The 12,228-nt window shown below is 65.8% G+C and carries 14 protein-coding genes; 9 read left to right on the forward strand and 5 right to left on the reverse strand.

Features of this window, described 5'->3' with window-relative positions:
- Positions 1 to 4: 4 nt before the first annotated feature.
- Both AB0I35_RS17780 and AB0I35_RS17785 read left to right on the forward strand, forming a co-directional pair.
- A complete protein-coding gene (locus tag AB0I35_RS17780; RefSeq protein WP_357397141.1) occupies positions 5 to 1,216 on the forward strand; it encodes a hypothetical protein in 1,212 nt (403 codons plus the stop codon).
- A complete protein-coding gene (locus tag AB0I35_RS17785) occupies positions 1,200 to 1,964 on the forward strand; it encodes a hypothetical protein (RefSeq protein WP_357397142.1) in 765 nt (254 codons plus the stop codon). The genes AB0I35_RS17780 and AB0I35_RS17785 overlap by 17 nt, the downstream gene beginning before the upstream one ends.
- Before the next feature lie 37 nt (positions 1,965 to 2,001).
- Here the strand turns inward: AB0I35_RS17785 and AB0I35_RS17790 are convergent, their stop codons facing one another.
- Positions 2,002 to 3,828, reverse strand: coding sequence for an NAD(P)/FAD-dependent oxidoreductase (locus AB0I35_RS17790; protein ID WP_357397143.1), 1,827 nt, complete (start codon positions 3,826 to 3,828; stop codon positions 2,002 to 2,004).
- A 96-nt stretch (positions 3,829 to 3,924) separates the two neighbouring features.
- On the opposite strand from AB0I35_RS17790, the gene AB0I35_RS17795 reads away from it, so the two are divergent.
- On the forward strand, positions 3,925 to 5,202 hold the full coding sequence (locus tag AB0I35_RS17795; RefSeq protein ID WP_357397144.1) for a transcriptional regulator: 1,278 nt from the start codon (positions 3,925 to 3,927) through the stop codon (positions 5,200 to 5,202).
- Positions 5,203 to 5,309: 107 nt separating this feature from the next.
- On the opposite strand, the gene AB0I35_RS17800 is transcribed toward AB0I35_RS17795, so the two are convergent.
- Positions 5,310 to 5,960 (reverse strand): hypothetical protein, encoded by a 651-nt coding sequence (locus AB0I35_RS17800; RefSeq protein WP_357397145.1) that lies wholly within the window; start codon positions 5,958 to 5,960, stop codon positions 5,310 to 5,312.
- Positions 5,961 to 6,175: 215 nt separating this feature from the next.
- Positions 6,176 to 6,775: a TetR family transcriptional regulator gene (locus AB0I35_RS17805; RefSeq protein WP_357397146.1), complete on the reverse strand. Its 600-nt coding sequence runs from the start codon at positions 6,773 to 6,775 to the stop codon at positions 6,176 to 6,178.
- A 139-nt stretch (positions 6,776 to 6,914) separates the two neighbouring features.
- Between AB0I35_RS17805 and AB0I35_RS17810 the strand changes: the two genes are divergently transcribed.
- From AB0I35_RS17810 to AB0I35_RS17825, 4 genes are read left to right on the forward strand one after another with little or no spacing between them, the layout of a single operon-like run.
- Entirely contained in the window at positions 6,915 to 8,135 is a 1,221-nt protein-coding gene (locus AB0I35_RS17810) for an alkane 1-monooxygenase (RefSeq protein WP_357397147.1), read from the forward strand.
- The gene (locus AB0I35_RS17815) at positions 8,135 to 8,308 is read left to right on the forward strand and encodes a rubredoxin (protein ID WP_067635371.1); all 174 of its coding nucleotides are present in this window, start codon (positions 8,135 to 8,137) and stop codon (positions 8,306 to 8,308) included. Before AB0I35_RS17810 ends, AB0I35_RS17815 begins: the two co-directional genes overlap by 1 nt.
- Positions 8,305 to 8,487, forward strand: coding sequence for a rubredoxin (locus AB0I35_RS17820; protein ID WP_357397148.1), 183 nt, complete (start codon positions 8,305 to 8,307; stop codon positions 8,485 to 8,487). The genes AB0I35_RS17815 and AB0I35_RS17820 overlap by 4 nt, the downstream gene beginning before the upstream one ends.
- On the forward strand, positions 8,484 to 9,719 hold the full coding sequence (locus AB0I35_RS17825) for an FAD-dependent oxidoreductase (RefSeq protein ID WP_357397149.1): 1,236 nt from the start codon (positions 8,484 to 8,486) through the stop codon (positions 9,717 to 9,719). The genes AB0I35_RS17820 and AB0I35_RS17825 overlap by 4 nt, the downstream gene beginning before the upstream one ends.
- Before the next feature lie 95 nt (positions 9,720 to 9,814).
- On the opposite strand, the gene AB0I35_RS17830 is transcribed toward AB0I35_RS17825, so the two are convergent.
- Positions 9,815 to 10,297 (reverse strand): hypothetical protein, encoded by a 483-nt coding sequence (locus AB0I35_RS17830; RefSeq protein ID WP_357397150.1) that lies wholly within the window; start codon positions 10,295 to 10,297, stop codon positions 9,815 to 9,817.
- Here AB0I35_RS17830 and AB0I35_RS17835 point away from each other — a divergent pair.
- Together AB0I35_RS17835 and AB0I35_RS17840 are read left to right on the forward strand one after the other, a co-directional pair.
- Entirely contained in the window at positions 10,290 to 10,466 is a 177-nt protein-coding gene (locus AB0I35_RS17835) for a hypothetical protein (RefSeq protein WP_357397151.1), read from the forward strand. The genes AB0I35_RS17830 and AB0I35_RS17835 overlap by 8 nt on opposite strands.
- 357 nt (positions 10,467 to 10,823) lie before the next feature.
- Positions 10,824 to 11,333 (forward strand): MarR family transcriptional regulator, encoded by a 510-nt coding sequence (locus AB0I35_RS17840; protein WP_357144778.1) that lies wholly within the window; start codon positions 10,824 to 10,826, stop codon positions 11,331 to 11,333.
- 317 nt (positions 11,334 to 11,650) lie between these two features.
- Here AB0I35_RS17840 and AB0I35_RS17845 read toward each other — a convergent pair whose 3' ends face one another.
- Complete coding sequence (locus tag AB0I35_RS17845) at positions 11,651 to 11,881, reverse strand: hypothetical protein (RefSeq protein WP_357397152.1); 231 nt, start codon at positions 11,879 to 11,881, stop codon at positions 11,651 to 11,653.
- Positions 11,882 to 12,228: the final 347 nt, after the last annotated feature.

A 12,228-nucleotide genomic window follows, 5' to 3' on the forward strand; every position in this document is an offset into this window, starting at 1 on the left:
TCATATGACGCACACCGAGACGGAGGCCCGCCTGGACGACACGGGCAACGTCTTGATCGCACCGACGGGATTGCGCGACACCGCGATCACGGACTTCTTCGGGACCACGATCACCCCGGACGATCTCGCCGCCGGATCGACGGATCTCACACAGAAGACCGTCTACCTGTGTGGCGATATGGCTGCGATCAATGAGCATCAGCTGCGTTCGGCCGCACGGGTTTTCATAGTCCGGAAGCTGTCACACGGCCACGGCGACGACGACCTGCCGACTGTCATCGACCTCGGTCGTGTCCCGGTTCGTGTGCATCGAGTCGGCGTGTACTACCGCCGCTTCTTCGCCCGCGAAGACGACCACTTCGGACGGATCAGCGCCGAACACACCTTCCAGTCCCTGACCGAGTCCACCAAACCGGGTTCGGCCCACCGCAGCGGTATCTACCTGACACCTGTCTCGCGAAGAGGTGATGAACTACATTTCCGGCTGCTGCGCTGCTCGACGAATCTCTCGGGGCCGACCGAGGGCTTCGGCCCGACCGACACGAGCATCGTCGACGCCCTGAACAACGAGGCCGCCACCGTGTTCCGTGGCCACGCGCCGCTCAATCACGTTCTCGCCCAGATCTATCACAACACCCCGGCCACGGCCGGGCGCAAACAGTCCAAGGCCAAGATCTCGGCCCATGCCGACAAGACCAAGGACATGCCCGTCGGCGGCATCATGGCCTTCTGCACCTTCTACGACGGACTCGACATGCTGGCGCCCATGGCCGCCGACCCCTTCGACTACGGCGTGCGGAATATCAGTGGTCTGACCGAACTCCGCTTCCGCCTGAAGGATTCGGCCGACGCACGCGACGGGGTCCCCGTGCGATTCGATCTGACCCTGTATCCCGGCTCCGTGTTCTTCATGCCGCTGTCGACCAACCGCCTGTACACCCACGAGATCCGCCCCCCGGCGCCGGACGTCGGATCGCTGCCGACCCGTCTGGGCTACGTGGTGCGCTGCTCGAACGCCGAAGCCGTACACAGGGACGGCCAGACCTTCCTGAAGCGCGCCGGCGGCTTGGTGAAGCTGGAGCCGCCCACCCTCGAAGGCGTCGACGAATTGCGCGGGCTCTACGCCGAAGAGAACAGAACCACGTCCTTCATCGCCTACGGCGACCGGTTTCCCTTCAGCATGAACACAGGAGACTACGATGCTCCCAGAATCTGACATCTCCGACGAAATAGCCTCGTATGCTTTGCCTTTCGAGCGCAACCTCTACACGGAGCTTTCCGGTTCGGCTCTCCTGGAGGAAACGGGGAACGGCCGGCGCGGCGCGACTCTCACCGACACCGATGCGGCGGGTCGCGTGCCGCTCGTCCGAACCACCACCCGCTACGCCCGCCCGACGCAGCGGTTCCAGCCGGTACATCACCACCTGGCACAGCAGATACGAATTCGAGCGGGACTCACGGTCGGTTTCGACAACGCGCTCATCGAGAGCTATACGAACACCTACGCCACCATGGGCAGCCATTCCGACCAAGCACTCGACCTCGCCGATCAGTCCTTCATCGCCGTCTTCTCCTGCTATCGCCACCCCGAGGCACCGCCGCGGACCCTGATCTTCGAACGGAAGGGGACCGAGGAGAATTTCGCGATCCCCCTCGCCCACCACAGCGTCGTCGTGTTCTCGGTCGCCGCGAATCGGCGGTTCAAGCACAAGATCGTGCTCGAGCCGTCCGCACGGTCGGTCGAAAACCAGTGGCTCGGCGTGACCTTCCGAAAATCGAAGACCTTCATCCGGTTCCGCGAGGGCCGGCCGTACCTGGCGCAGGGCGTACGTCTCACCTCGGCCGACGACGATCAGCGACGAGAGTTCTACCGCCTGCGACGACGTGAGAACAACGAAACAGACTTCGTCTACCCGCCGCTGACGTACACCGTCAGCGAAAGCGACCTGATCCCACCGGCCTGAGGATCAGCCACCCGACTGCTCGCCGTGTCGAGGGTGGTCAGCTCAGGTGATGCACCTCCTGCTTTCCGTAGACCGGGGTCGGCACCCCTTCGAACCGGGCCTTCAGCTGTAAGGCCAGGTACAGCGAATAGTGGCGGGACTGGTGCAGGTTGCCGCCGTGGAACCACAAGCCGGGCTGCTGGGTCGGCTTCCACATATTGCGCAGCTCCCCTTCCCAGGGGCCCGGGTCTTTGGTGGTGCCCGAGCCGTAACCCCAGCATTTGCCCACCGCGTCGGCGACGTCCTGGCCGATGAGGTCGGCCGCCCAGCCGTTCATCGACCCGTAGCCGGTCGCGTAGACGACGAGATCGGCGGGTAGTTCGGTGCCGTCGGCCAGGATCACGCTGTCCTCGGTGAGTTCGCGGACCTGCCCGTGCGCCAGACGGATATCGCCGTTGGCGACGAGTTCGGCGGCGCCGACATCGATGTAGTAGCCCGAACCTCGGCGCAGGTACTTCATGAACAATCCGGAGCCGTCGTCGCCCCAGTCGAGCTCGAACCCGGCGCGCTCCAGGCGCGCGTAGAAGTCGGCGTCTCGCTCACGGATCGCGTCGTAGACCGGGATCTGGAATTCGGGCATGATCCGGTACGGCAGCGACGCGAAGGTGAGATCGGCCTTGTGCGTGGTCATTCCGGCAGCAAGGGCTCGCTCGGAGTACAGGTCGCCGAGACCGAGCTCCATCAGCGAATCCGACTTCACGATGTGGGTGGAGGACCGCTGCACCATGGTGACCTCGGCACCCACCTCCCAGAGGGCACCGCAGATGTCGTGGGCGGAGTTGTTGGCCCCGATCACCACGGCACGTTTGCCCGCGTAGCGGTCCGGCCCGGGGTGCCCGCTGGAGTGGTGCTGGTCGCCCCGAAAGCGTTCCATCCCGGGGAAATTCGGGATGTTCGGTTTGCCCGACATCCCGGTCGCGAGCACCAGGTGGTGCGGGCGAAGCACGAGCGGGTCGCCGTCGCGTTCCACCTCGACCACCCAGGTTTCGCTCGCCTTGTCGTAGCGCGCCGAGGTGCAGGTGGTCTTGGACCAGTACGGCACCTCCATCACCTTGGTGTACATCTCGAGCCAGTCACCGATCTTGTCCTTCGGCGCGAACACCGGCCAGTTGTCGGGAAACGGCAGATACGGCAGGTGGTCGTACCAGACCGGATCGTGCAGGCACAGCGACTTGTACCGCTTGCGCCACTGGTCACCGGGCCGGTCGTGCTTGTCGAGGACGAGGGCGGGCACGCCGAGTTGACGCAGCCGCGCACCGAGGGCGATACCACCCTGTCCCCCACCGACGACGAGCACGAACGGCTGCCGGGTGTAACCGAGTTCGTGCTGTTCGCGTTCACGCTGCTCGGACCAGGTCACCCGGGCGCGGTCGGCACCGTGACGCACGCCCTTCGGCCGCCGTGGACCTTTGCTCTCCTCGAAGCCCTTCAGCTCCTGCAGGGTGGTGAGCAGGGTCCACGCGCCCTCGTCGGTGAGCCGCAGGTGCCCGACACCGCGTCCGGCCCCGGTCTCGAAACCGATCCACGCGCTGATCACCCCGTCGGCCTCGGTCGGTGTCTCGGTGGTGTGGAATCCGGACGGGTCGGTGTCGGCGAGCTGGGCGCGCAGCATGTCGGCGACGCCCGCCCGGCCTTCGACGGTCTTGATGTTCCAGGTGAACGCGATCAGGTCGCGCCAGAAGCTGTCGGTGGCGAACATGCTCGCCGCCGTGTCGACATCGCGGGCGGCCAGGGCCGCTTCGAACGCCGTCAGCCACGCGTCCACCCGCTGCTGGGGTCCGGCTACGTCCGATCCGTCGACGACGGGATCGAGTGTCTGGGTCATCGAATCCTCCTCCACAATCTGTGACATGAAGCACACGCCATGCGGGGCGGGTGGCACAATCGTTGCAGCGCGTTGCAGCGCTGGCAGACAGCACCGATGAAGGGCGCAGGCGTGGGCGATTTCGGCGCGTTCGAACCGGGCACCGACCTCTCCGGGTACGCGCGCGAGCTGATCCGCATGCACGACGCCGTGATCGCCGGTGGGCGTTCGCCGCTGCGCCCTCGTCCCCTCGTGGCCCGGTCGTGGTCGCGGGTGCTGGCGGCGGGTCTGGTGCCCGACCGGCCGAGGGCGCGCTCGATGCTGGCCGTCGACGATGTCGAACGTCGGCGCCGCGAATCCTCGCTCACCGCGGTGATCGAGGACCTCACGCAGGCGCTGTCCGACATCGCCGACACCGCTTCCCAGCTGATGCTGGTGGTCGCCGACGCCGAGGGCGTGATCCTGTGGCGGCACGGTTCGGTGAAGGTGCGCCACCGGGCCGACACCCTGGGATTCCGCGAAGGCGCGCGCTGGACCGAGGACGCGGTCGGCACCAACGCGATCGGCACCGCGCTGGCCGAGGCCAATCCGGTCCAGTTGTTCTCCGGTGAGCACTTCGAGCAGTTCCAGCACCCCTGGTTCTGCACGGCGGCCCCGATCCACGACCCGCGCACCGGCACCCTGCTCGGCATCGTCGACATCAGTGGTCCCGCCCTGGCGCTGCATCCGGCCGTCACCGCGCTGGTGAGCACCGGCGTGCGGCTCGCCGAAGCGCAACTGTGGCGTCATCACCAGACCCGACTCGACCGGCTGCGTTCGGCGGCGGGCCCCGCCCTGGCCGGACTGTCCGGCCCCGCCCTGGTCGTCGACGACAACGGCTGGGTGGCCCAGGCCGTCGGTGTCGGAGCCACGCACCGGGTGGCCGTGCCGAGACCCGACCACCCGATCACCGTCCCCGGGCTCGGTCTGTGCACCGCCGAACAACTCGCCGACGGATGGCTGATCCGCCCGGACTCCGGCTCCCGGCTCACCCGATTGGAACTGGACCTGTCCGGCCCGCCCACCCTGCGCGCACTCGGTGGCGAATCCGCCTGGTGCTGCGCACTGTCGGCGCGCCATGCCGAGATCCTGCTGCTGTTGCACCTGCACGGCCGGCAGGGCATGACGGTCGGACGGCTCAGCGAAGCGCTGTTCGGCGATGCGGACCACGCCGTCGCGGTCCGGGCCGAGATTTCCCGATTGCGGCGAACGCTCGGTTCGGTGGTGGCGAGTCGACCCTATCGGATCGCCGAATCCGCCAGTCTCACAGTTGCTTTCGGCTCGGTTGAGCGACTCGCCGACTGCGATTTCATCCGGCACAGTGCGGGACCGGGCTTACGCGCACTCTGCCGGTGACTTCGCGGTCGATGCTGTACTCGGACGATCGGCGCCGGGATGGAATTCACGACATCCCGGCGCCGAGAACACAGCCGAGCCGATAGTCAGGGCAGCCTGGTGCCAGGTCAGCTGACCGTGGCGGTGATCTTGATCGCCGGTGTCACCTTGTACTCGGTGGCGAAGGTGATCGTCTCACCCTGCGTCAGGAGTCCCTGACACGTCGGCGTCCCCTCGGCCGTAGCCAACTTCACCACGGCCGTCGTCGCTTTGAGAGTGGAGGTGGCGTTCGTGTACGTCATCGCGGTGTGATGAGTCCAGAACCCGCAGGAATACCCGACGGCTGTCCGGAAGATCAGGTTGATCGAATTGAAGAGGTCGCCGTTGACGATCGAGGTGGTTCCGGTGGTCGCGTTGTAAGACTTACCGGTGAAGTTCGAGGCGCCTGCCGCCGCGGTGAACGCCCCTTGCCACGCCGTGCCGTCAGGGCTGGTGCAGGTGATCGGCGGAACCATGCTCGTGATCGCGCCCAGTCCTGACGTCGTTCGAGTACCTGCGGGCAGGGATCCCGAAGCGGACAGGCTCGGACAGGTGAACAGCGTCGCCCCGCTCTTGTTCTTCACGACCAGCGGTCCCGACACCGCCGAGAAGGCGCCGTTGCTGTTGGGGTTGACGACTGTCCAGGTGGTGGTTGCCGCGTGCGCGGGCGCCGAGAGCGCGGCGGTCGCGAGCAAAGGTGCGGCCACGGTGATCGCTGCCAGAAGGTGGCTGGTGCGCATTCCGAACATAGTGGTCTCGATTCATCAAGCCAGAGAACGCATCAGGCGACCGACTGGACCGTCGTGCCGCGAGACGCACCGGGCAAAACGGCCCAGCCAGGTGACCGTATCAACGAAACTTCTTGCTCAACACTGGATTTGAACTAATTCGTTTTCAAACCAATCAGTCAGGAATTATTGCTCCGCAGTGGCCTGCCCGCAGCACGGCGTTCGACTCAGGCCGGGAACACACCGGCCAACACAGCACCGATCTGCGCCACCGCTCGGTCCACACTGCCGGTGGGCTGGAACAGATGACTCAGGGTGAGCCGGACCATGATCTCGACGATCGTGGCGATCTCCTCGTCGGACAGCTGAGGCAGTCGGTAGTAGTCGCGCACCGTGATCGTGAGCGCGTCGACCGCCCGGACGAGCACGGGTTGCGCGTCGCTCACCAGGGCGGGCAGCAGGGCTGTGTCGGCGTCCTGGCGAGCGGAGAGGACGGCCTTGATCAGCGTGTTGTCACCTGCGGTGCGCAGGGTGTACTCGGCAGCGGCGGTGATCCCGGCGAGCGGGTCGGCCGGATGCTCGGCCAGCGTCTCGGCCACCCCGCTCAGGTAGATGCCGGTCTCGCGCTCGATGAGGGCATCCGCCAATGCCTGCTTGGTGCCGATCTCCTTGTAGAGGACCGGCCTGCTGATGCCGACTTCCTTTGCGATGCGCGACATGTTCACCGCGCCCCACCCTTCGGAAACGACCATGGTGCGGGCGGCGTCGAGCATGCGGTCGCGCAACAGCTGACGCATCTCGGACTGGAAGTTCGGCGATTCGGCCACCCAGTCATCGTACATGTGGCCCGAAGTGGCAGCTTCGTTGACAACTAAGGCGTGTGTGTATTTACTGAGCACACATCGGCATCAGTTGTAAATTTGCTCGACAGCACCCGGGACATGTCTCGGTGATCAGGAGAACGAGATGACGACATCGCGAAATCACGAAGAACCGGCCACGGCCCTGCAATGGCGTGATCCCAAGCGCTATCTGTGGTTGTTCGGCCTCGTCGCCCCCAGCGCGGCAATGCTGGCCACGGCGCTCGTCTGGGCGTTCAACCAGCTGGGCTGGCAGCTGGTGGCGCCGGTGTGGTGGTGGCTCGGCCCGATCCTGGTGTACGTCCTGCTGCCGACCCTCGACCGCTTCTTCGGGCCCGACGGTGCGAACCCGCCGGAGGAGGTGATGGCACAGCTGGAGGACGACAGGTACTACCGCTACTGCACCTACGCCTACATTCCGCTGCAGCTGTTCAGCCTGGTCTTCGCCTGCTACCTCTGGACCGCGGACAACCTGTCCTGGCTCGGGATCGACGGCGGTCTCGGCCTGGCCTCGAAGATCGGGTTGGCGTTCACCATCGGGGCGATGGGTGGCGTCGGCATCAACACCGCCCACGAACTCGGCCACAAGAAGGACGAACTCGAGCGCTGGCTGTCGAAGATCACGCTGGCCCAGACCTTCTACGGGCACTTCTACATCGAGCACAACCGCGGCCACCACGTGCGCGTCGCGACGCCGGAGGACCCGGCCAGCGCCCGCTTCGGCGAATCGTTGTGGAGCTTCCTGCCGCGCAGCGTCTGGGGCAGCCTGAAGTCCGCGTGGGGGCTGGAGGCCACCCGCCTGCGCCGGCTCGACAAGAGCCCGTTCTCGCTGCACAACGACGTGCTCAACGCGTGGTCGATGTCGGTGGTGCTGTGGGTGGCGCTGGTCGCGGTGTTCGGTCCCGCGATCCTGCCCTTCCTGGTGATCCAGGCCGTCTACGGATTCTCCCTGCTCGAGACCGTGAACTACCTCGAGCACTACGGTCTGCTGCGGAGCAGGACCGCCTCGGGTCGCTACGAGCGCTGCACCCCCGAGCACAGCTGGAACTCCGACCACATCGTCACCAACATCTTCCTCTACCACCTGCAACGCCACAGCGACCACCACGCCAATCCCACCCGGCGCTACCAGACCCTGCGACATATGGACGGCGCGCCCGAACTGCCCAGCGGGTACGCGAGCCTGATCGGCCTGGCCTACCTGACCCCCTTGTGGCGCAAAGTGATGGACCATCGCGTGCTCGCGCACTACGACGGCGACATCAGCCGGGTGAATATCCAGCCGAGCAAGCGCGCGAAGATCCTCGCGCGGTACGGAGCGCTCTGATGGCCGCCTACCTCTGCCCCGTGTGCGACTACGTCTACGACGAGCGATTCGGCGCTCCCCGTGAAGGTTTCGCCGCGGGCACCGCCTGGTCGCTGATTCCCGAACAGTGGTGCTGTCCCGACTGCGGTGTCCGCGAGAAGGTCGATTTCGAACCGAAGGAACTCCGACGATGAAGGACTACAAGCTGTTCCAGTGCGTCCAATGCGGATTCGAGTACGACGAGGCACTCGGCTGGCCGGAGGACGGGATCGAACCCGGCACCCGATGGGACGACATTCCCGACGACTGGTCCTGCCCCGACTGCGGTGCGGCCAAGGCCGACTTCGACATGCGTGAGGTGAGTCGCGGATGAGCGGGCGGATCGTGATCGTCGGCGCCGGTGTCGCCGGTGCCACCGCGGCACACACCTTGCGCCGCGAGGGGTATGCCGGCGAGATCGTGATCGTCGGCGCGGAACCGACGTTGCCATATCGTCGGCCCGCGGTCTCGAAGGAACTGCTGGCCGGCACTGCCTCGGTGGAACGCACCCTGCTGAAGCCGGCGAAGTTCTGGGCCGACAATGTCATCGATTTGCGACCGGCGACCAGGGTCGACGCAATCGACATCGATCGCGCGTCGGTGCGATTGAGCACGGGTGAAGACCTCGGCTACGACAGCTTGCTGCTCGCGACCGGCGCGCGGGCACGCCCCATCGACACCGCGTCCACCCGCCTGCACACCTTGCGGACGCTGTCCGACATCACGGCGCTGCGAGCGGCGATCGATGCCCGCGGGTCGCTGCTGATCATCGGCGGCGGGCTGATCGGCTGCGAGGTGGCCGCCACCGCCCGCGGCCTCGGCGCCGATGTGACGCTGTTGCACGCGGGCCCCGCGCTGCTCGACCGGGTGGTGCCGCGGGCGGTGTCGAGCCTGCTGCGCGACATCCATCGGGAGCACGGCGTCGCCATCGAAACAGATGTCAGCACAACGCATCTCGGTGACACTGTCGACGGTGTGACGGCCACGGCGGCCGACGGGCGCAGCTGGTCGGCCGGGACCGTTCTGGTCGCCATCGGAGCGGCGCCCGACACCGCCTTGGCCGAAGCCGCCGGCCTGGCCGTCAACGAGGGCATCGTCATCGATCAGCACTACCGCACATCGGCACCGGGAGTGTTCGCCGCGGGCGATGCGACCACCGCCTTCAACTCCCACCGCGGCGAGTTCGAGAGCGGCCGACAGTGGAATTCGGCGATGTCCGCGGGAGCCGCCGCGGCCAGGGCCATCCTGGGCCGGCCCGCCGTCCCCGTCGAAATCCCCTGGGGCTGGACCGATCAGCACGGGCTCTCCCTGCAATTCGCCGGCTGGGTCCACCCGCACGACGACCTCCTCGTCGAAGGCAGCCTGGAATCCCGGGACTTCCTCGCCGTGGCCGTCCGCGACGGCCTACCCGTCGGCGCCGTCGCGATGGCCAGGCCTCGGGAACTCCGCGCGGCGCGGGCGGCCATCGCCGCCGGTGCACCCTGGACCAGTTCATTCCGCAGTTCCGAAAGAACCGGAAACCTTTCCGCGATTAACTATCCGGAGAAAATAACTAATAGCGGATAACGATATTCCGGGGTGTATCGATTCGCGATTTCAGCCACGGAAAGAAGATGGCGAGCTATATTTTTAAAACACCCACTTTGCAGTTGGGCATACCGTCACACCGCTGCTCGACATTTCCTGGAGATCGCCATGATATCGACTACTTCCCTGTTTCGTGCGGGCTTTATCGCTCCGGTGGCCGTCGCTACCGTCTTTTGTTTGGCCGCACCCGTCAATGCGGCGCCGGTCAGCGTGAACTGGGCCTGCCGGGGCACCGTCCTCGGGATCAGCCAGACCTCGAGCATGAACACGACGGTCACCGGCACGGCCCCGGGCTCGGCGGCATCGGGATCCGCCGTGGCCATCACCATCACACCCGGTGCGTCGTCGGTGCCGAGTTCGGCTTCCGGCTTCACGGTGAACAACATCAGCAACCTGAAGATGACCATTCCCACCCCGGCGAATTCGACTCTGGTTTCGGCTACCGCCTCCGGGGGTAGCGTGGCGGGCACTGTCGCGACGTCCGGTGGGAACGTCGTGCTCACCATTCCCGGGCCGATCGCCGGCGGCACCAGCTTTACCCCGCCGGCGGTGACCATCAATGTCACCGCGGGTGCCGCGGGAACGTCGATCACCAGCAAGTACGCGGGAACCAGCTACACCAGTCCCGGTATGACCATGACCACCAACGTCTCGTTCGTCGGCAACGTAGCGACTTCGTGCTACCCGAACCCCTCCCCGACCCTGACCACAACCACCGTCACCTAGGCACATGGACAGGCGCTACGGCACGATGACCCGCGCCCGCGCCGACAATCCGTGGTGAAGATGTCCGGACCGGGTCGCGCGAGCGGCCCGGTCCTGGCGAGACCATATACATCATTATCGACAATGGTTGCCCCACTTAGGGTTTGGTGTGGGTAACCATTTCGACCGAAAAGTCCGATGAGCGTATCGCACCCGCCATCGTGTCGTACGCTGCATGTCCGACACAGCCACGGTTCACTTCGGCGGCCGCGGTGGTGCCGCTCTCGTGATGTTCGATCGACAGGAGCCACCATGCCCCCTTCGAACGCCCGGCGGCGATCCTCCCGCCCGTAGGGAAGCCCTGATCGGTGACTGCTGATGGGAAAGCTCGTGTGCCCCACAACTAGCGAACCCGCCCGGATCTCGGTCGAGCTCAAAAGGGCGCTGGAGTTCTATCACGGATCCGTCGAGGATCTGATTCGCGAATTGATCAGAGTGCTCGGCGTGAACGAGACCGATCGACGCGCACTCGAAATCGTGCTGCTCGAGGACGAGAAATCCACCACTCCGGGAAGGCTGGCCGAACGGCTCGGCCTCACCGCGGCGGGCGTCACGATCATGCTCAACCGGCTGGAGAAGCAAGGCTATATCGTCCGCTCGCTGCACCCGACCGATCGTCGTCGGGTGATAGTGATGGCCACCGAACTCGCGGCCCATCGGGTACAGGAAATCGTCGTACCCATGATCGTCGAGAGTTACAAGATGTTGCTGAGCTACTACAACACCGCCGAACTCGAAATCATCGCCGACTTTCTGACGCGCGCGGGTGAACTGCAACAAATACACCGGCAACGGTTACGCGAGGTGCATCCCTACTCGAAACCCTGAAATGGGCCGCGACGTCCGCATTGTTGCCACCGGTTCGCACGGTAGGCATACCTCGAGAGAGAACGCAGGATGGAATCCGTCGACAACAGCGAAATCGAATCCGGGATTCGGCCTCGGGTTCTGCGTCGATACGGACGGCACGCCTCGGCGGCACCCGCCGATCGGTACCGGCGGCGGATGTCGCGGACGGGCGTCGCGGCGGCGGCCGTCGTCACGGGAATCGGGATAGCGCTGATAGCGCCGACGGATTCGAGCTCGCCGATACCGGCGAACAATGCGGCGACCTTCTCGGACGAACCGTCCGTACGGACTTCCGGCTACTGCGCCGTCGACGACAGTCCCACTGTGGTCGATTCCGGCGCGGCCGCCGACGTACCGAGCGAGCTCGCCGTTCCTGATGTCGCCTCGGATGCCGATGCCGGATTCGACGCACCGAACGCGGAAACGCCGAGCACCGCGCCCGCACCGGAAACGACGACCATCATGACCACCGATCCCTTGCCTGCGGATTCGCCGGATACTTCGGTCAGCATGAGTTTGTCTGTCACGGCAAGCCTTTCGGTTCAGGCCACGCCACCGCCACAAGACCCGGGTATCGCGTCGGTCCCGGAAGCCACAGTGCCCGTCACCGCGATTCCCTCGGATACCACGACAGTGGGGCCGAGCACAGTGACGGTAACGGCTGATCCCCCGACCGTCACCGTCCCATCCACAACCACCGCCACACCGACCACCACGACAACAGCGCCGCCCCACACGACCTCGACCACCACCGCGCCACCGGCAACCACAACGACGCGGCCACCTCCCGCCACCACCACACCGACTGCGACGAAGCGCGCACGCCCGACTCCGTCCCTCGCGCGCCCACCATCTACGTCGTCAACAGCGAAGG

This window comes from Nocardia sp. NPDC050378, assembly GCF_040655675.1.
Taxonomy (GTDB): Bacteria; Actinomycetota; Actinomycetes; order Mycobacteriales; family Mycobacteriaceae; genus Nocardia; species Nocardia coubleae.